This window comes from Legionella sp. 27cVA30, assembly GCF_024160945.1.
Classification (GTDB): domain Bacteria; phylum Pseudomonadota; class Gammaproteobacteria; order Legionellales; family Legionellaceae; genus Legionella_A; species Legionella_A septentrionalis.
In genome coordinates, this window is the sequence record NZ_JAMYXK010000002.1 from 282,075 (window position 1) to 302,239 (window position 20,165).

Here is a 20,165-nt window from a genome sequence, read left to right on the forward strand (position 1 = left end):
ACTCGGCCGCCACATATTTCATCCATTAATTGATCTCGTTTTGCACCAACTCAGGTGAGAAATTTTCCAATTTCATATATCCATATAAAATAGTCAAAATTAATACTGCGTTAATATTTCGCTCATAAAATCACTGCTCTTGGCATACGCTTTAGTAGCATAATACGAGTAAAATGATGAATAGTAAAAATTTACTGGAAAAAATTGCAGTTTTAGAAGAAAAAAAACCTCTGCTTAAAAGTGGAGTGATTAAACAACTTATAGCCAAGGAAAAATACAATGATGCTTTCCTGGTGGCTTGTAAACATTGCCAGTCAGGCGACATGCAGATGTTGAAACTGATTAGATTTTTACTGAATGATAAAAGCATCCCCCAAATTGCAGTAGATCATCAAGATGTTAATACCATGACTGCTATAGGGTATGCCGCCCAAAACTCAAATATCGATTTATTTCATTTACTTGTATACGCAGGCGCTGCCGTGCTGTCACCTCTTAACTCTGTGAACCTGGAGCCCCCAGCAGAAATTTTGGCCAGAAAGGTGCAGGTCTTGAAACAAGATCTTGCTGAAAAATATAAGCCGGAATATAAAAATGGTTTTAATATATTAAATAAAATTTTTGCGAATAAACAACTTTTGCCCGAGAAAATAAGCCTCAAGGACGAGCGAGAAAATGAAAAATTCGATAAGCACCGCCTTGATTTTATCATCCAATGTCTTCAATATCTGACTAAATTTCAAGGGAGCAATGCGTTTAATGAGTGGCCTGGTTATTTTACGGCGGCCCATGCCTCTTTATTTCAAGCCGATCATGTAAAAAAATGCCGAAAAATTTTGGAACTAGCTTGCCAAACCATAGAAAATCTCTCGCCCAATTTAAGAATTAAATATCACAAACATTTTACCCCTCAGCCATTTACCTGGGTTACCTTTAGTAAATTAGGTGGGCTGGCAAAAGAACCTCCGCTGATTAACCAACATGCCTTTCCTCTAGGCGGACTTAGCTTTAAAGAATTTAAGGAAAACTCCACTTTATGGGATGCAGCAGATCATTTTGTTAAAGAAAGAAACGATCGGCAACAAATGATCGAGGCAGCCATTCCTACGGTGATTGAAAAAGATATGCCCACTTTACTGCAATTTTTTAAAGAAATACGCGATTCAACGCAAAATTCAGCCTCCCCGCCAGTTAGCCCAGTTTGTTTGCCTGTTATCAAATCTTTAATCACTTATGTTTCGGATCACAAAAGCTTTGAGAATATGGTGAAGTTAGTTAGTGATACAACTTATCACGCACCCCTAACCCTAAAATACAATAATAGAATGCTATCTATGAACTTAAGCTCACAAAACAAAATGGATTTCTCCAGCTTACGCGATAGGCATGCTGTTTTACGCATATTGCAAATGATAGGGGAATTACTAACCAGCAAAAATTTCTCGCGTTTTATCCCTAAACTGGATGAAACAGTAGCTTGGAACGATTTGATCGTGATCAGGGATTGTTTGGTTCATCAAGACGAGGGTGATAATAAACACAAAGTTAATGAATTTTTGCAACACACAGATAAATTCGAGCACATTGTTAGAGAAGAGTTTTCATATTTTTGGAAAAAGTTAATGTATATTTTAGTCTCACGGGAGGAAAAGCTCGGACGTTATGAATACAGTCCTGAAGAATTTTGGGAAAAAATCTTAAAATTCCATATGGAAAACACTGAGGATAAGGATAACACGGCAACAGCAGTAGCCCCTGCGTATAGCCGCCGTATTTCTATTCAGGACGAAGACATTTTTATAACCGCCCTGAAAGAAACTAAAACGGATGAAGCCACCATCCAATTCTGTAAAGATATCTTCGCGGGGAAAGAAGCTATTCCCAATAAAACCGAGCAGGGTAGAATTTTGAGTAATCTTCCCTCCCGTTCCGTTGATAAAATTCGCTATAAATCTTTGGCCAATATATTTTCCAATGCGTGCAATGCTAAAAGCCTTTCTGAAGCGGAAAGGATAAAAAAACGTTTGGATGCCCAGGCAGAAAAATTAAAACGGGAGGCCCTGGAAGCTGCCAAATTTAAAGGGTTGGATACCATTCGTTCATTGGCTAGAGTTTTCCTAAAAGCTCCGAATAGCAAACATGTTTTAAACCCTGTTAAACGCATTGATACAGCGATAGAAGCAATCGAAAATATAAAAAACTTCCTAAAGGACGCAGGCTATTTGCAAACAAATATTCCCTATGAAAGTTTGGAAGATTGGGATCAATACCACCGCTTAAATAAGCGTAATCCGCTTTCTAAAATTCTTGAAATGAACCCTATGCTAAATTACGCCATTGAATATAATGCCGGCCAAGCATTGCAGCATTTAGACAGCATTCGTTCATTTAAAGAAGCAGCTAAATGCCCTTATATACAGGAAGATTATAATAATTTAAGAGCGTTTAGAAATTATTTGGAGCATGGAGATCCTCTGGCAGAACAGGGTTTTTCTTTAGAGCAATTGTTTCCCATAACGGATTTAAGGCAGCAAATCACAGCTCCTATGATTCTTAACCTGATTTTTAAAGTGCTCCCGGAATTAAATCGCATAAAAGAATATATGTCATTTAAAGAGTTTTCCAATGAATCTCATCTTTTTCCATTAGTGGGTCCGGAAGAAGCGCAAGAATGGGAAAAAGCTTTCACTAAGGGATTAAAAAATAACGGTTTTTTTAACCATGGCTCTAACTCCACATTGCAAAGTTCTATTGAGCCTGAAGATGGCTTGAGCATGTACTTTTAATCAATTGACCTGTAGGCAAAGTTACTTTTTGCGGTTGCAAACAGTAACTTTTGCCAATCTTTAAGTTAAAGTTTTAAGAGTGCTGGCCGTCACCCTAATAGATTACGCGTCTGTTAGGAAAATGGCATGGATACCAAACAGTGGCTTAGCAAACTCATTAGCTTCGATACGACTTCCCGAAATTCGAATCTTTCCCTTATAGAAAGCATTGCAACCTGGTTTGATGAGAATGGCGTTCCTTCCCACATTATTCCGGGCAATGATAGTAGCAAAGCTAATCTTTTTGCCACACTTCCCAACCATGAAGGAAAAGAGCAGGGCGGCATCGTTTTGTCAGGCCACACCGATACGGTCCCTGTAGATGGGCAAATATGGCATACGGATCCATTTTCCGCTGTCGTTAAGGACAATAAAATTTATGGGCGTGGCGCCAGCGACATGAAAGGATTCATTGCAGTAATGCTGGCATTATTGCCTGAGTTGAAACCCATCAAACTGCACAAGCCGGTTCATTTCTCGTTTACTTGTGATGAAGAAATTGGCTGTCTTGGCGCTCCACATGTGCTTTCTTATCTCAAACAGGCAAATATTCAACCCGAAGCTTGCATCATAGGCGAGCCTTCCAGCATGCTGCCTATTGTAGGTTATAAAGGTCGACAAGTTTATCATATTCAAATTAAAGGGCTTTCCGCACATTCTTCTTTAACTAATCGCGGGTGTAATGCTATTGAGTATGGTAGCCGCTTGATTTGTTACATAAGAGATCTTGCTGATTTTTTAAGGAAAGAAGGGCCATTTGATGCAGATTTTGATGTGCCCTTTACGTCCATTACCACCAATATTGTTAGTGGCGGCCATGCTTCGAATGTCATACCGGCTAATTGCGAATTTATGGTCGAAATGCGTTATTTACCTCAATTTTCGGTGGAAACAGTACGCAGTCAAATGCAAAATTATATTGACGAAACTTTGTTGCCGGAAATGCGGCAAACTTATCCTGGTGCCGAAGTTTACTTAAATTTGATTTCCGATGCGCCTGGATTTACTGCGCATGAAAATGCCTTGATTACCACGCTGCTAAGACACGTCACCGGGATAAATAAACGCATGAAAGTATCCTACTCCACAGAAGCTGGCATATTTCAACGGGCAAACATCCCAACGATCATTTGCGGACCTGGGAGCATTGAGCAAGCTCATCAGGCCGATGAATTCATTACCTTAGAGCAACTTGCAATTTGTGAGAAAGTATTAAGAAATACGATCAAACTATATTCCGAAATTAAATCTTAAATTTTTAGTAACTCATTACTTTCATAGTGTTCTAAAATCTAAAGCAGAAATCGATTATGCATATAATGAAGGGTTGCTGACGAAGTTACAGGCGTAAAAACCATTACGGCCTGGCGAATTATTTATTTTTAATACGATAAAAAGAACTTTCCATATCTTTATAAAAACCATCTTTATAATATTCCATTCCACATTTTTCCATGACGCGGAAAGAAGCCGAATGATTTTTATCTGCATATGCCACAATGTACTCTGCATCAATATGTTTTTGCGCCCATTTCAGCAATGCTCCCAAAACTTCGGTTGCATAGCCTTTACCCCAGTAGGTTTTATGAAAAAGATAACCTACTTTGGTTTCCCCAGAGGGTAATTCACCAAAATAAGCTCGTCCTATGAAGTCATTAGATTGCAATTCAAAAATTGCAAAGCATGGTAAATTCTTATACTTACAGTCAGTGACGCAATCTTTTATGAGATCATATACCTCGTCTCCGTTTAATGGGCCAGAAGGAAAAAATGTTTTAACCTCAGGATCTTCTTCCAGCTCTTGCAAATGCGGAAGGTCTTCTTTGCTAACAAAACGCAGCCCTAAGTTTTCTGTTTTGATGATGAATTTTTGCATTGGTCTTCCGATTTCGTTAACTTATTAACAACTATACTGTACAAGAGAGGAGTTTTCCTCGATGTATATGACTATCAAGGAATGATATGAAAAAAGTTTTGCCTTTCTCTACCTCTTCCCTGGTTTCGGTGGGAGTCGAATTGGAGTTACAAATTATTGATAATCAATCTTATGGGTTGATTTCTCGTTCGAAAGAACTTATCCGTAATTTGAATGAGGGGATTTGCCAAAATCGAGTTAAACCTGAAATCACGCAAAGCATGATTGAATTGAATTCCTCGGTCCATGAAAATATCAATACAGTACTTACAGAATTATATGAGTTACAATCTTTTTTAGTTGAGCAGACTTCAAAATTTGATATCAGTTTTTGTGGCGGTGGCACCCATTTGTTTCAGAAATGGTCCAGCCAAAAAGTATTCCCGGCCAAAAGATATAAAAAACTGGCCCATCGGTTTGGCTATTTAACAAAAAGAGCAACTGTTTTTGGGCAACATGTGCATCTTGGTTGCCTAAATGGTGAAGATGCTGTCTATTTAACCCATGCTTTGGCACGCTACATACCGCAGTTGATTGCTATCAGCTCAGCTTCTCCTTTTTATCAGGGAAAAGACAGCGGCTTTTCTTCGGCCCGGGTTAATATTTTCAATTCTTTTCCAATGAGCGGCGTAATCCCCATGCTCAAGAATTGGCAGGAATTTTCAGATTATTATTACAAAATGAAGGAATGGGGCATCATTGAAAACATGAAGGATATTTATTGGGATGTGCGGCCAAAACCTGAGTTTGGCACCGTGGAAGTGCGTATTTTTGATACGCCTTTGACCATAAAAAAATCAGTCATGCTTGCTGCTTACTTGCAAGCCTTAGCTCTTTATCTAATCAAAGAAAAGCCATTTAAACTAACTGACGATTTGTACTATCTTTATCCGCATATCCGGTTTGAAGCAAGTCGTTATGGCTATGATGGGGAGTTTATCAATCCTGAAAACAGCAACAAAACAACGGTATTTGATGATTTACTCACTACCATCGCCAACATCGAACCCTATTTTAAAGAGTTAGGCAGCATGGAATATTTTAATTTATTAAAAGAGGATGCTTTAAATAAAAGAAATGATTCGGTAATTATTCGTGAATATTACGCACAAACAGGCTCGCTGCAAGAAGTAGTGTCTGAGCTTTGCAAATTATGGTTAAGCCATTAAGGATAAGTGATGCGTGGCAGAGAGATGACAGCCCAAATTGATGATTTAAAAAAGACCATTCTAGGTCATTATTTGGATGTACATGAACTTGAAATGCTGCTTATGCACTGCCGAACCATCACTTTTTTACCGAATCAAGTCATTTATCAGCAAGGCAAACGAATAGACGGAGTGTATGTCATTCTTGCAGGCGAAGTGCAGTTAATCGCACGTACGATGGGAGAGGGTATAGTCAATATCGAAGACTTAAATAGTGGGGATTTTCTGGGGGAATTGGCGTTTATTGAAAAAGGCCCCTGTTCCACTTCAGCCCGGGCTATCGGGCGGGTAACTTGCCTGTTGATTACACATACTTATTTCGAATTGCTAACAGCCTACTTTCCTGAAACTAAATATAAAATTTTGCGCGCTATTGGCACTCAAGTTTGCGGCCGCCTAAAACAAATGCATGACAAAGTAACTACCTTAATAGCACACTCTGACATGGTGACCCTATCGTTTTTTGGCCGTGTTTTGAGCTCTTTGACTCAGCCTACCCATTTACCTGCAGTAATAAATGGCGAGGATATTCAGGAATTAGGCAAAAGCCCGCTGTTTCAAGCCTTTACGAAAGAAGAGATGCAGGAGTTACTGCTGGAATACACGCAGCCTCTGGAGGCGCCTAAAAACTGTATTTTAATTCATGAAAATGAAAAAAATCCTTCGTGTTACATTATTATTCATGGTGCTGTGCAATCCAGCATCATGTATGCCAATAAAATAGCCAAATTATCAGTTATTGGGCCGGGGGCTTTATTCGCCAGTGTTGCTTGTTTGGACCATAAATCCACATTTACCATTACCTTTATCACTTGCGAATCTGCGCTGTTGCTGAAAATATCTCAGGAAAATCTGGAGTTTTTGCGGAAAAATAAACCAGAGCTTTGGTACAAAATATTTAATTTGATTTGCGGCTCGTTAGTGGCATTGGGAAGATCCATCAATAAACTGGATGTAAGACTTCATATCGAAGCATACAATAGGTGAGCCTATGTGCAGAATATTATCGTATTTGGGAAAACCGACGCTGATTGAAGAGCTTCTCTACAAGCCCGACAATTCCTTCATAAAACAGAGTTATCATCCGAAGTACATGTCTTATTTGTTAAATTTGGCAGGTTTTGGCATGGCTGCTTGGGAAAAAAATTCACATCATCCTGCGCTGCCTTACCTTTATAAAACTCCGCAACTGCCTTTTTATGATGAGAATTTGCGCAATCTAGCGTCAAAAATATCTCCGCATTGCTTTTTGGCTCATTTACGCGGCGTTTCTTATCACGAGAAACAAGTGGTCGCGAGTCAAAATGTTCATCCATTTATTTACCCCGAAACCAATATTGCTTTAGCTCATAATGGCGTGCTCTATAATTTTGAAAGCATGCGTTATGATTTATTGCGCTATATAAAGGAGGATTACAAAAAACATATCCGCGGAACCACAGACAGCGAATGGATTTATGCTGTTTTTTTATCGCAACTGGCTCATCCAAATGGCTCGTATCAACCAAGCGAAATCATTAATGCAATTATCAGTACACTAAAAATTTTAAAGCAAGTGCGCTATGAACAAAAAATTGCTATCAATTCGCCAGTAAATCTTTTCATTACAAATGGAGAGTTCATAGCAGCCACACGCTTTGTTTTAGATTATGGTTGGCACCCGCCCGGCGTAGGACCATCGTCCCATTTTACCTATCATTCATTGTGGTATACCTATGGCGAAAGCTATGGAGTATATGACGGTGAATATAGAATGAAGGGAGGAGCAGTAAATTCAAGTATGATTATAGCTTCCGAGCCATTAACAGAAGATACCACTACCTGGCTTGAAGTACCTGAATATACATTAATTTTCGCCCGGCAAGAGCATGGTGAAATCAAAATCATTTCGCAAGATATTAATATTTAGTTTTTATAGTAATTACTTGGAAAACAGCATGCCGAGTAAAGCTTCCTCAGTATATACAATAAATTTTCCTGAGCAACCTGAAAAATGGGATTATTGCGCGAAATTTAAAAGGGTGGTTATGGCTTATGAGCCATATGTTTTGCTTACATAAAGCAGTACGCCGGGCAAATGGCTGCATTCAGCTTAAAGATGGAATCTGCAATTTTCATGAATTTTGATGCTAAGTTACTGGCAAGGCGAAACTCACCTGCAGCAGTTTTCTACCTCAGCCGATCACCGCAAAATGATGCGCTATTTCTTTAGGCACCCCAGCGAGCTAACGGGACTTATCATCCATCTAAATCCGATAAATAGCAAGGATTGCGCGGATATACGAAATTAGCTAGTTGTGTGCCCATCATGCGTTAAGAATACGCCAGGAGTAATGCTCATTTATACTGTATGCCTAAGCGATTTACCCCGCGCATAAAATACAAAGTTATAGTTAGCAACTGTTACGAAAGCTTATCATGTGCTGCCTCATGGCTTATTTTATAATTCCAAAATTTTGGCATCAAAAGACAACAGGCAGCTACTCCTAATACGCAGAGGACGCCACCTGATATGATTGCGGACGTGATGCCAAACCCGGCGGCCATGAAACCTGCGCGGGTATCCCCCAATTTGGGGCCGCTTAAATAGCTAATCATCTCTATTCCCGCCAGGCGACCTCGGTAATGATAAGGAATTACATTGTTCCATAAATTGGATCTAAAAATTCCGCTAATGGTGTCAAAAGCACCAGCCAAGCTTAAAAATAATAAACATAACCAGAGTTGGCTTGCTACACCAAATCCAATAATTGCTATTCCCCAAAATATGGCTGCAATAGCAATTGCTTTGGTATCGGATGTAATCCGGCTTGTCCAGCCACTAAAAAAGGAAATAACCAATGCCCCTACTGCCGGAGCAGAATAGAGGAGCCCCAGCGTTTTCGCACCTCCCATGGATTGGGCAATTGCGGGGAAAAGCGCGTTCGGAATAGCGAATACCATGGCCAGGAAATCGACCATATAGCTACCCATTAATTCTTGCCGTTTCAGGGCAAACTTCACACCTTCCTGCAGAGATTTTAAAATGGACTCTTCTTGTACTGCCACAGGCTTTGGGATTGTGTGAATTAATAATAAGGTACCGATTGAAATAACAAATGTTATTAAATCAACTAAATACGTCAATAAAATCCCATGATGTGCAATGAGCAAACCTGCTATCGCAGGACCGACAATCATACCAAAACTGAATTTAAAACTGCCTAAAGCCCCAACCGTTTTATAATCTTTTGTTTCAACAATTTGTTGTGTGATACTGTCAAATGCAGGTCTATGCAGCCCGGTGATCGCAGACATTAAAGAAGCTACAGTAAAAATTAAAGCGATGCTGGGATTACTTTGGCTGGTACTAAATATTAATAAACCACAGCCAAATGCCAAGAAAATTTCACTTACAATGAGTAGCGCTTTACGATTGTAGCGATCAGCAAACACACCGCCCAGCAAGGCTGTGATTAATAGGGGCAGCAATTGCACAAGACTTAGCAAACCCACCATTACGGTAGACTGAGTGATGTCATAAATCTGGTAGGGAAGGGCGACCCCAGTAATCATGGTTCCCATAAAAGATAAAAATTGACCCGCATACAAAAGACCAAAATCACGATTTTTTTTAAAAATGGAAAGATCCAGAAACTGACTCATAAGCTGCCTTATGGAATTGGAGCATTTAATTTTAAACGTTCATTGTAAAAGATGCGAATCATTCGCCATAAGCGTTCTAGCCTGTTTCAATGACTAATAATACGCTACTTGTTATAATGAATAAATTAAACATAAACCTTGAAAAATCTAAATTATTTTACGCCTAATGAGGTTATTAATGGACATTTGGAATTAATTGATGAGTAAACATGAACTAAATAGCTACCTGAGTCTATGTACAGAGTTCTATGATTTAATAAGACCTCATCCACCAGAAGATGCTTATGCATTTTATCGCACATATGTGGTTAATGCTGGTGGTTTAGCTATGGAGCCTATGTGTGGTTCAGGCCGATTTTTACTTCCATTTCTTAAAGAAAATTTCGAAGTCATAGGATTTGATGCCAGTAAGCATATGCTTAGTGCCTTATATGCAAAAGCAAAAATACAAGATCTTAGGCCAGAAGTATGGCAAGGATTGGTTGAGGATTTAAATAGAACACAAAGATATAATCTGATTTTTATCCCGAGCGGTTCATTTGGGCACCTTATTAATTTTGACTCTGTTAAAAAATCATTGAAGGTTTTTTATGATCATTTAAATGATGACGGGATTTTATTATTTGAAGCAGAAACATCTAAAATAGTGCCTGATGAACTCGGAGTTTGGAGGGGTATTGTATGCCACAAACCAGATGGTAATTTTATTCTAGTAAATCGGCTTACAACTTACGAAAATAATGTTTGTTCTTCTATAGATAGATACGAATTAGTAGAAAAAGGACAAATCATACAAACCGAAATTGAGAACTTTAATGTTCGAGTCTATGATAATCCTTTAGTTTTAATTGATATGCTCAAAGAGGTTGGTTTCAAAGAAATTAAAACGATTAAGGCTTTCAATAGCTCTCTAACTCCTGATGCAGATGACTCTAGCATTGTCTATGAATGTAGAAAATGAAGTTATTACTGCACAATCGAAGTAAAAAGTCGCTTTTCGTCAATTTCCTACAATCAAGACATTAAGTCTGATTATTGTTATAATCAGACTTAATGATACAAGTATAATAATTAGGCACTTCGACAATGTGATGCGCTGATTTACCCATTTGTTCCTTATCTCAGTTTCGTTAAAAAGCCCAACAGAAGCACCCAAATAAATGATTTGTATGCTCACTAAATGGATGCCGGTGTGCCAAACAGTGAATAGCATGTGCCTGATGCTGCACAATTGTTTTATTTTGCCCATAAGTACCGAAATGTTTGATTGGCGACCAATCGGGACTCACAGGCGGTAATGGCGGATTATAACTTGAAAATTCATCAGAGGCATGAACAATGTCTCCACCTAATATCGTCATCACCGAATAAATTGACTTGATTTCCTCATCGGGAATAGTGAAAAAATCGTTTGAAAGCACCGCCATATCCGCCAACTGACCCTCAATAAATGCCCCTTTTTTACCTGCCCATCCCAACAGGTATCTCGGCTTCCAACAGTGCTTGAATAGGTGGCGTTAGCAATGTTTTTTCTTTGCCGTAACGCGCCATAAAATACTCGCCCTGAAACGCCATGCGGTTTTGGATGGCAATTCCACCACCCAGGTGTTTCACGCGTTCGATTGAACGTTTTGAAATTGTTTCAGCATGATCAAAAAACCAGTGTAATTGATCAATTGGCGCCTCTTGATGAACTTTTTCATAAATTGTTAAAGCACGGGTAATCGATTCGTCGTAGGTAGCATGCAAACGAAACGGCCATTGGTTTTGTGCCAATAAGCGCACTACAGGCTCTAATTGACGCTCCATTTCGATTGGCAAATCTGGACGAGGTTGTAAAAAATCTTCAAAATCTGCAGCAGAAAATACTAGCATTTCGCCCGCGCCATTATGTCGATAATAATCATTGCCTTGTTGATAATGTGATGTCTTTGTCCAGTGTGCAAAGTCTTGTAATTCTCCACCTGGTTTTTGATTAAATAAATTATAGGCGATTCTCACAGTCAATTTGTTTTCTTGGTTTAATTGATTAACGATTTCATAATCGTCTGGATAGTTTTGAAATCCGCCACCAGCGTCCACTATCCTGGTTACACCCAAGCGGTTTAACTCGCACATAAAATGCAAAGTTGAATTCATTTGATCCTGTTTATTTAATTTAGGGCGTTGTGCTAATGCGGAATACAGTATAATTGCATTGGGTGTGGCGATTAACATGCCTGTCGGGTTACCCTCTTTATCTCGCTCAATGGCAGTACCTGGTAATGCTTTTGTATTTTTATCATAACCAATTGCGCGAAGTGCGGCCCGATTCAATAATGCCCTGTCATATAAATGCAGAATAAATACAGGGGTATCGGTTGCTACGGCATTAATCTCCTCTAAAGTCGGCATCCGCTTTTCTTTAAATTGAAATTCACTCTTGTTGCAGGGTATGGTTAAGAGTGTGATTATCTTGCAAAAAGCATGCATACAAGCGAATATCTGGTGAATTGTCACTGCTGTGTCGCTCCCATCCCGTGAACCGATCAAGACCAGTTTGTTTTGTGATGGTCGAATGCTTATCTGCTGATAACGGGGCGCTAAACCCAGCTGCTCAGGGATAGTCCAAATTTGTAAAAAATGCAGCAAATCCGTATTGGAATGATTAAATTCACTATGTTCAACCCCAGCTCCAGCCGTCATAATTTGAATTTCACCAGCTTTAATGATTGAGCCATTCCCCATGCTGTCTTTATGTTCCAACTGCCCTTCTACCACATAGGAAACAATTTCCATATCACGATGAGGATGACGCCCAAAGCCCATGCCAGGTTGTACAATATCTTCATTAATCACACGTAAATCACCAAATCTCATAAATTTAGGGTCGCGGTATTGTGCAAATGAGAAGGTGTGCAAACTGTTAAGCCAATCCATTTGACTTATTCCACGGTCATCGCTTTTACGAATTTGAATCATCAGCAATATCTCGCATTTGATTTAAGTCTAACTATAGCAAAATCATGTAAATTCCGCGGAACCCTCACTAATACACTCAGGATAAGCAAGGAATAATCCTAGGCAACGTCCCTAAAGTTTTTTAGACAAGATTTCATCTTAAATTGAGCACAAATTTTTCTATTTCACTTCGATCTACCCCCTCTCCCACGATAGGAGCTTTGATAGTATGATGATGCCCTTCGCGGGAGAGGGTTGGGGAGAGGGAATGTCACGGATGGTCATTGATGACGAGATGTGGTAATACATTATTTAAATGGAGAGAAGAAGTCGTTAGAATGCTTCGCTTTACGAAGAACAATGGAATAACTGAAGGGTTTCATCGGAAGATGAAATTGATTCAGAGAAGAGCTTACGGATTTAGAAATTTTGAAAATTATAGGTTGAGAGTTAGAGTGCTGTGCGGATAAGTGAAGTGCCCCCGGATTTGGGGAAGACCCCTTATTTTTTGTATTTCTGGATGTAATCGTATAGCTTCTATCAGACGTTCAGTATTTTCAGGAGTAATGTTTTCATTAGAAACTTGAGGATGAAGGTGAGCCAGCAATTCAAGACTTTGGGGATTTAGTGTTTCAAACATATGCTCATGAGCAACACAATCAAAAGGATCATTAAAATCAAGAGGGCTTGCAAAGTAAATCTGATTATTAGCGAGCATAGAGATAGAGCGGGCATCAAAAGTACGGTATTTATAGAGGATTTCGGGAGGTTTCTTTGACATCTTTGTTGCTACTTGTTGTGATTTTTTTTATTTCTAAGTGCCCCATCAGTGCCCCTCAGAGGTCTTTAAATTTTGCTGAACTACTCGTAACTACTTGATTTTATTGGTGGGCCCACTAGGACTTGAACCTAGGACCAACGGATTATGAGTCCGCTGCTCTAACCAACTGAGCTATGGGCCCGGGGGATGGTGGTATTGTAATCGCTAATGCGTTACAACACCACTATTTTTTCAAGGTTTTTAGTCTTCGTCGCCTTCTAGGAAGCTGCGTAGTTTTTCAGATCTGGAGGGGTGGCGGAGCTTGCGTAGGGCTTTGGCTTCGATTTGGCGGATACGTTCGCGGGTTACGTCGAATTGTTTGCCGACTTCTTCCAGCGTGTGATCGGTGTTCATTTCAATTCCAAAGCGCATGCGCAATACTTTTGCTTCGCGCGGGGTGAGGGTTTCTAGAATTTCGAGTGTCGCTTCGCGCAAGCCTTCTGATTCGGCGCGGCTGATGGGTGATTCAATGTTGGTATCTTCGATGAAATCACCAAGATGTGAGTCTTCATCATCACCTACTGGAGTTTCCATGGAAATAGGTTCTTTGGCGATTTTTAAAACCTTGCGGATTTTATCTTCGCTTAAATCCATTTTTTCTGCCAATTCCTCAGGGGTAGCTTCGCGGCCGGTTTCTTGCAGGATTTGGCGTGAAATGCGATTGAGCTTGTTGATCGTTTCAATCATATGCACAGGAATACGGATGGTGCGTGCCTGATCGGCAATGGAACGGGTGATGGCTTGGCGGATCCACCAGGTGGCATAGGTTGAGAATTTATAACCGCGACGGTATTCGAATTTGTCCACGGCTTTCATCAATCCGATGTTGCCTTCCTGAATTAAATCCAGGAATTGTAAGCCGCGATTGGTATATTTTTTTGCAATCGATATCACCAGCCGCAGGTTGGCTTCGACCATTTCTTTTTTCGCACGGCGTGCCTTGGCTTCACCAATGGACATCTTACGGTTGATATCTTTGATTTCGCCAATGGTTAAACCAAAATCTTCTTCAAAGCTTGCCAACTTAACTTGCAAGCGCTTGATGTCTTCGACATATTCTTCGATGCGCGTTACATCCAATTTTTTGCCGTGTTTGCTAATTAAAGTTTCAAGCCAGGTTAAATCCGTTTCCTGCCCTGGGAATGTTTCAATAAAGAGTTTGCGCGGGATACGGGCTTTTTCAATGCAAAGACGCATAACTTCGCGCTCAAACTCGCGTATGTGATTGCGTAATTCACGGAAGTGACGGGTTAATTTATCCACCTGCCGTGAAGTCAGTTTTAACTTTAGAAACGAGTCAGACATGACTTCCAGTAATTCCATGGTTTTCTTCGAGGTACGGCCATGTTCTTTTAAAGAAACCATCGCGCTTTCAAAATTGGCTTGCAATTCGTCGAAATAAACTTGTGCTTGTTCAAGGCTTGGACCTTCATCGACTTCCGATATGCCGCCTTCTCCGTCGTCATCGCTTTCTTCTTCAAGAAGGGCTGATGCGTCAACCGCGTCCTCTTGCTGATTTTCTTCAAGCATGGAACCAATGCTGGATGGAGGCGCTTCTTCTTCGGAATCGGCAAAGCCTGAAATGATTTCACTCAAGCGGATTTCCTCAGCGAGCACACGTCGGTAATCTTCCAATACCAGCTGCACAGTTTCTGGATAATGCGCCAGAGATTTGAGGACTTGATAAATGCCTTCCTCGATGCGTTTGGCAATGCGGATCTCGCCTTCGCGGGTCAAGAGTTCAACTGTACCCATTTCACGCATGTACATGCGTACAGGATCCGTGGTACGCCCGGTTTCCTTGTCAACGGAAGCCAATACTGCGGCTGCTTCTTCAACATCCTCAGGAGCTTCTTCGGTGGTACCTAATAGCGCGAGCTCATCAATGCTTGGCGGATGTTCAAATACTTTGATGTTCATATCTTCCAGCATGCTGATGATGACATCAAAGTGTTCAGTATCGACAATATTGGGTAGTAAATCATTAATCTGTGCGTAGGTGAGATAGTTTTGATCTTTTCCTAGACTGATAACTTTAGTAATTTGCGAACGTTGTTGTTCTTGATCATTTATGCTCATGAGTACTTATTTCTGAGAAAATTTAAAACTGAAAAATGGTTTAATTATAAACTGGCTTACAAAAACATACCAGTTATTCCCATTTTTACCCATTCTTTCCATTGTGTTAATTAATTTACTTTGTGCCTCTCTTTTAACATATCTTGTAATTGTAGACGATCCGATTCAGTTAAGCTCATGGTTCGCGATTTTTCCAGTAATTGTTGAATTTTATTTTCACGGTTTTGTTTAATCAGAAAATTCATGATATCCAAGAATTCTTTGGACAAGGCTGCTTCCGGTACTTGATGATCCCAGGCGGCTAATTTGTTCATCGATTCAAACAAGTTACTGTCCCGCCAAAATTCTACTAAAGATGCGGTATTAATGCCGGGATGTTCAGCAATTTGCTGCATTAAGGTTTGCAATATGGCTTGATTGGGGGCATCCAGTAAGTGGGGAGGGAGTTCTTGGCTGTGTGCCTGGTATAATTCCGGGTTTTGCAAAAGCAGGGCTACAGCCAGACGAAGCGGGGAGCGGGCCATGTTGACGCTCGCATCGTGTAAATTAATGGAAACTTTGTCTTCCAGCAATTGGGTGAGCCTGTGATGTTCAATACGGGTCAAGCGTGCCAATTCATCCAGCATCATTTCCTTATAAGGGCCTTCTGGCATTTTTAAAAGATAAGGTTTTGCGGCATTCACCAATTGGGTGCGGGAAGATAAGTTTGTGCTGTCGTAATCTTCTGTAAGCGTTGTAAAAAAATATTGATTGAGTGGTATGGCTTGTTGCAAACGTTGCAAAAATTTATCTTTCCCTTCAGCACGCACCAAGCTATCCGGATCATGCCCTTCCGGTAAAAAGATGAAGTTTGCGGCCAAGCCTTCATTCAAAGAAGGCAAAGTGCTTTCTAATGCCCGCCAAGCGGCCTTGCGTCCGGCAGCATCGCCGTCAAAACAAAAGATTATGTTTTTGGTGTGTTTGCTCAACAATTGGATATGAAACGTACTGGTTGCCGTGCCTAATGTGGCTACAGCATTTAAAATGCCATGCTCTGCCAGGGCAATGACATCCATATAACCTTCCACCACTACGATGTGGTTGATAACAGTTTTTTGCTGGATGATTTGATGTAAGCCATAGAGCTCACGGTTTTTCTGAAAAATAACTGTTTCGGGTGAGTTTAAGTATTTAGGCTGCTGCTCGCTGGCAAGTATGCGACCGCCGAAACCAATAATTCTGCCGTGACGATCGTGGATGGGAAAAATTACCCGGTGACGGTAGCGATCATAAGTTTGCCCGTTTTCTTTCTGCACCAACATCCCCGCAGCAATCAATTCATTGCGCCTGGATTTAAATTGTGTTTCCAAGACGTGCCAGCCAGAAGGCGCATAACCAAGCTGATACAAGCGCGCTATTTCGCCACTCACTCCTCGTTTTTTTAAATACGAAATGGTTTCCTGATTTTCCTTAAGTTGCTTTTGAAAAAATTGCGCGACTTGCTTTAGTAATTGGTATAAATCCGATGACTTATTATGGGAGTGATTTTCCTCACGTGGGACTTGCATGCCCACCCGTAACGCCAGGGTTTCTATGGTTTCCACGAAACCTAAATGCAGATAATTCATGATGAAGCTGATGGCGTTCCCACTCGCCCCGCAACCAAAGCAGTGATAAAATTGTTTTTTGGCTAATACATTAAATGAAGGTGTTTTTTCATTATGGAAAGGGCAGCAGGCAAGGTGACTATTGCCACGTTTTTTGAGAGGAACATAACTATCAATTAATTCAATAATATCCGTACGATTTAGTAACTCATCAATGAATGGCCGTGGTATAAGGCCTGTCATAATGTCACCTTTTTCTGCGGAAATAGACTAATGCAGCAAACTTTAATAAGCTGCTGCATAAGAAAATGAATTAACTCAGTTTGGCTTTGATCATGGCGCTGACTTTACTCATGTCAGCACGGCCCTGTAGTCTTGGCTTAAGTTGCGCCATAACTTTGCCCATATCACTGATTTTTTCCGCGCCTAAATCATTAATCGCTTCGGAAACCAGCATTTCCAATTCAGCATCAGAAATAGGCTCGGGTAAATATTGATTGATGATATCCAGCTCAAACTGCTCTTGGGCCACCAGATCGGCCCGGCCAGCAGCCTGAAATTGGGCAAGGGATTCTTTGCGTTGTTTGGCGAGCTTGTCTAAAATAGCCAACATACGCGCATCGTCTACTTGTATGCGCTCATCAACTTCAATTTGCTTAACGGCGGCCATCATCAACCGCAATGCCTCTAATTTATTTTTATCTTTAGAACGCATGGCGTCCTTGAGGTCATTGCTGATTTGATCTTTTATCGTGGTCATGCTTTTTTGCGTCGAGCTTTAGCCATGCCTCGGCCTGCAGCATTGTCGCGAGACATTTTTTTCAGATGACGTTTAACTGCAGCAGCTTGTTTGCGCTTGCGCTCGGCAGTAGGTTTTTCATAAAACTCACGGCGGCGTAACTCAGTTAAAATTCCTGCTTTTTCACAGGCACGCTTGAAACGGCGTAATGCGTATTCAGGATTTTCGCCTTCTTTCACGCGAATGGTAGGCATTCAACAGTCCTCAATTAAAATTTGATCAATAGGCTGGCAATTCTAGTTGCAGTCATGGCAGTCGTCAAGTATTTGTTCGAATTGCGGAGTAAACTGCTCTTAATTATTTGTAAAATGTAAAGATTGGCTAGCATTTTGGCAAAAATGCCAATGAGGCGCGTTTTCTAACGCATACTTGTTGATGACAGATAAGCTGCTGATAGACCAGGCGGGCTAATGTATTACAAATTTCTTCGTAAAACAATGAATCTGGGTATAATAGGTGCATTTAGGCAAAGTGATCGGGATTTGAACATGTTGGTATTGGGTATTGAGACATCTTGCGATGAAACAGGAGTGGCGATTTATGACAGTGAGCAGGGATTATTGGCGCATGCTCTCTATTCGCAAATCCCGATCCATCGGATGTATGGCGGGGTGGTACCGGAATTGGCATCGCGTGATCATGTGAAGTATTTACTTCCATTAATTAACAGCGCGCTCACGCAGGCAAATAAAAGTAAAGAAGATTTACAAGCGGTGGCTTATACCGCCGGCCCAGGCTTAGTGGGTGCCTTGCTAACCGGGGCTTGCTTTGCCAAGAGTTTTGCATTTGCTCTTAATATTCCTGCCATTGCGGTGCATCATCTGGAAGCACACTTATTGGCCGCAAAACTGGAGTCGCCTGAACTTGCGTTTCCTTTTATTGTGCTTTTAGTATCCGGTGGGCATACGCAACTTATCGAAGCGCGTGCTTTGGGGGAGTATCGTTTGCTGGGGGATACATTGGATGATGCCGTGGGAGAGGCATTTGATAAAACTGCAAAGTTAATGGGCATTCCGTATCCTGGCGGGGCAAAATTAGCGGCGCTTGCTGACGCTGCTTTGCAGGAATTGCCGGCCTTGTCGGCTTTCCCCCGTCCGATGACGGATAGGCCTGGGCTTGATTTTAGTTTTAGCGGGCTTAAAACCCATGCGTTGACGGCGTGGAACAACAGCAACAAAGATGACAAAGCACGCCATGCCATTGCCAAAGCATTCCAGGAAGCCGTGGTGGAAACTTTAATTATCAAATGCCAGCGTGCCATCAAGCAAACGTTAAGTAAACGCTTGGTTGTTGCAGGGGGGGTGGGGGCCAATCGGGCGCTGCGCGCGGCACTTAGGCAACTCATGGCTGCCCAACAGGGGGATGTGTATTTTCCGCGCCCGGAATATTGCACGGATAATGGCGCTATGGTGGCTTACGCAGGGTGCTTGCACTTGCTTGAAGGGATGAAAGATTGCAGTTTGGAGATTGCGGTTAAGGCGCGTTGGCCTTTGGCATGCAGTCAGGATTAAGCCACATTCCCGGATAGGTGCTCTTTATCCGGGATACTTACATTTATTTTTTTTCTATTTCAGTGGGGTTGATGCCGGCATCAGCATCCTCAACTTCTTCATCTGCCAAGAGTTCAATAGATTCTTCTGCAAGTGGGGTATCAGTAAAATCTGTAGCCATTTTTTTGCGGAAATTAATCTTAGGTTCCGTGCCGTCCGTTAATCGGGTAATGTTGTTACGATGTTTATACAGGACAAAAAGCGCAATCAATAATAAGGGCGGGAAAGCATTTAAATTGCCAAAAATAAACAGGGAATAAAAAGGCGCAAAGACAATTGACACAATAGAAGCCAGGGAAGAATAACGGGCAAAATTGGCAACAAGAAGCCACGTCGCAATCACCAGCACTCCAAGAATTAAATTAAGAGCAAGCAAAACGCCCAAGGCAGTAGCAACCCCTTTGCCACCTTTAAAATGAAAAAAAGCAGGGTACATATGCCCCAAAACAGCGGCCAAACCAGTAAAGCTTTCGACGATAATGCCTGCACCCAGTAGTTTGGCCAGCAAAACTGGCAACAACCCTTTCAATATATCAGCCAGTAAAACCATAAGAGCATATTTTTTGCCGGACAAGCGCAGCACATTGGTGGCTCCCGGATTTTGCGAACCTTGAATACGTGGGTCCGGCAAGTTAAATATTTTAGAGACGATTACTGCAGAGCAAACAGAACCCAGCAAATAGCCAATAGACACCATCAGCACAAACAAAAACATGGTAAGCATAATTAAACCGGCTTTTTAAAAGAAGCTATTATCAAGGAAGCAAAAAATTTTGTGAAGTGGGTTACTGTTTAAAT

17 protein-coding genes, 1 tRNA gene and 1 pseudogene are annotated in these 20,165 nt (G+C 41.0%); 8 read left to right on the plus strand and 11 right to left on the minus strand.

The window, feature by feature from the left end:
* The first annotated feature begins 173 nt into the window (after nt 1-173).
* Both NKV53_RS06620 and argE read left to right on the plus strand, forming a co-directional pair.
* Nucleotides 174-2,786 carry an ankyrin repeat domain-containing protein gene (locus NKV53_RS06620; RefSeq protein WP_127111532.1) on the plus strand — a complete coding sequence of 871 codons (2,613 nt, stop codon included), beginning with the start codon at nt 174-176 and terminating at the stop codon, nt 2,784-2,786.
* A 126-nt stretch (nt 2,787-2,912) separates the two neighbouring features.
* Nucleotides 2,913-4,079 (plus strand): acetylornithine deacetylase, encoded by a 1,167-nt coding sequence (argE, locus tag NKV53_RS06625; RefSeq protein ID WP_127057569.1) that lies wholly within the window; start codon nt 2,913-2,915, stop codon nt 4,077-4,079.
* A gap of 118 nt (nt 4,080-4,197) precedes the next feature.
* Here argE and NKV53_RS06630 read toward each other — a convergent pair whose 3' ends face one another.
* Nucleotides 4,198-4,701, minus strand: a complete 504-nt coding sequence (locus tag NKV53_RS06630) for a GNAT family N-acetyltransferase (RefSeq protein WP_126955005.1) — start codon at nt 4,699-4,701, stop codon at nt 4,198-4,200.
* Between the two features lie 86 nt (nt 4,702-4,787).
* Between NKV53_RS06630 and NKV53_RS06635 the strand changes: the two genes are divergently transcribed.
* The 3 genes from NKV53_RS06635 to NKV53_RS06645 are packed head-to-tail and all read left to right on the plus strand — an operon-like array spanning nt 4,788 to nt 7,857.
* Nucleotides 4,788-5,909 (plus strand): YbdK family carboxylate-amine ligase, encoded by a 1,122-nt coding sequence (locus NKV53_RS06635; protein ID WP_127111534.1) that lies wholly within the window; start codon nt 4,788-4,790, stop codon nt 5,907-5,909.
* A gap of 9 nt (nt 5,910-5,918) precedes the next feature.
* Nucleotides 5,919-6,935: a Crp/Fnr family transcriptional regulator gene (locus NKV53_RS06640; RefSeq protein ID WP_126955007.1), complete on the plus strand. Its 1,017-nt coding sequence runs from the start codon at nt 5,919-5,921 to the stop codon at nt 6,933-6,935.
* Nucleotides 6,936-6,939: 4 nt separating this feature from the next.
* Nucleotides 6,940-7,857, plus strand: a complete 918-nt coding sequence (locus NKV53_RS06645; protein ID WP_126955008.1) for a class II glutamine amidotransferase — start codon at nt 6,940-6,942, stop codon at nt 7,855-7,857.
* A 494-nt stretch (nt 7,858-8,351) separates the two neighbouring features.
* Here the strand turns inward: NKV53_RS06645 and NKV53_RS06650 are convergent, their stop codons facing one another.
* A complete protein-coding gene (locus tag NKV53_RS06650) occupies nt 8,352-9,593 on the minus strand; it encodes an MFS transporter (protein WP_127057615.1) in 1,242 nt (413 codons plus the stop codon).
* A 199-nt stretch (nt 9,594-9,792) separates the two neighbouring features.
* On the opposite strand from NKV53_RS06650, the gene NKV53_RS06655 reads away from it, so the two are divergent.
* Entirely contained in the window at nt 9,793-10,554 is a 762-nt protein-coding gene (locus NKV53_RS06655) for a bifunctional 2-polyprenyl-6-hydroxyphenol methylase/3-demethylubiquinol 3-O-methyltransferase UbiG (protein WP_127057616.1), read from the plus strand.
* Nucleotides 10,555-10,723: 169 nt separating this feature from the next.
* On the opposite strand, the gene NKV53_RS06660 is transcribed toward NKV53_RS06655, so the two are convergent.
* A complete protein-coding gene (locus tag NKV53_RS06660; protein WP_199740794.1) occupies nt 10,724-11,020 on the minus strand; it encodes a hypothetical protein in 297 nt (98 codons plus the stop codon).
* 34 nt (nt 11,021-11,054) lie between these two features.
* Complete coding sequence (locus NKV53_RS06665) at nt 11,055-12,554, minus strand: amidohydrolase family protein (RefSeq protein WP_199737883.1); 1,500 nt, start codon at nt 12,552-12,554, stop codon at nt 11,055-11,057.
* 278 nt (nt 12,555-12,832) lie between these two features.
* On the opposite strand from NKV53_RS06665, the pseudogene NKV53_RS06670 reads away from it, so the two are divergent.
* Nucleotides 12,833-13,003, plus strand: a pseudogene (locus NKV53_RS06670) (transposase); the annotation flags it as partial.
* Here NKV53_RS06670 and NKV53_RS06675 read toward each other — a convergent pair.
* The 6 genes from NKV53_RS06675 to rpsU all read right to left on the minus strand — a co-directional run bounded on the left by NKV53_RS06675 (nt 12,970) and on the right by rpsU (nt 18,011).
* The gene (locus tag NKV53_RS06675) at nt 12,970-13,314 is read right to left on the minus strand and encodes a hypothetical protein (RefSeq protein ID WP_127057526.1); all 345 of its coding nucleotides are present in this window, start codon (nt 13,312-13,314) and stop codon (nt 12,970-12,972) included. The pseudogene NKV53_RS06670 and the gene NKV53_RS06675 sit on opposite strands and share 34 nt — an antisense overlap.
* A gap of 104 nt (nt 13,315-13,418) precedes the next feature.
* Nucleotides 13,419-13,495 (minus strand) — tRNA-Ile (locus tag NKV53_RS06680).
* A 59-nt stretch (nt 13,496-13,554) separates the two neighbouring features.
* Nucleotides 13,555-15,432, minus strand: coding sequence for an RNA polymerase sigma factor RpoD (rpoD, locus tag NKV53_RS06685; RefSeq protein WP_126954743.1), 1,878 nt, complete (start codon nt 15,430-15,432; stop codon nt 13,555-13,557).
* A gap of 110 nt (nt 15,433-15,542) precedes the next feature.
* A complete protein-coding gene (gene dnaG / locus NKV53_RS06690) occupies nt 15,543-17,261 on the minus strand; it encodes a DNA primase (RefSeq protein WP_126954742.1) in 1,719 nt (572 codons plus the stop codon).
* 70 nt (nt 17,262-17,331) lie between these two features.
* Nucleotides 17,332-17,778: a GatB/YqeY domain-containing protein gene (locus tag NKV53_RS06695; protein ID WP_126954741.1), complete on the minus strand. Its 447-nt coding sequence runs from the start codon at nt 17,776-17,778 to the stop codon at nt 17,332-17,334.
* Nucleotides 17,775-18,011 (minus strand): 30S ribosomal protein S21, encoded by a 237-nt coding sequence (gene rpsU, locus NKV53_RS06700; protein ID WP_127033777.1) that lies wholly within the window; start codon nt 18,009-18,011, stop codon nt 17,775-17,777. The genes NKV53_RS06695 and rpsU overlap by 4 nt, the downstream gene beginning before the upstream one ends.
* Nucleotides 18,012-18,305: 294 nt before the next feature.
* On the opposite strand from rpsU, the gene tsaD reads away from it, so the two are divergent.
* Nucleotides 18,306-19,328, plus strand: a complete 1,023-nt coding sequence (gene tsaD / locus NKV53_RS06705; protein WP_126954745.1) for a tRNA (adenosine(37)-N6)-threonylcarbamoyltransferase complex transferase subunit TsaD — start codon at nt 18,306-18,308, stop codon at nt 19,326-19,328.
* 43 nt (nt 19,329-19,371) lie between these two features.
* On the opposite strand, the gene plsY is transcribed toward tsaD, so the two are convergent.
* Complete coding sequence (gene plsY / locus NKV53_RS06710; protein ID WP_233579826.1) at nt 19,372-20,091, minus strand: glycerol-3-phosphate 1-O-acyltransferase PlsY; 720 nt, start codon at nt 20,089-20,091, stop codon at nt 19,372-19,374.
* Nucleotides 20,092-20,165: the final 74 nt, after the last annotated feature.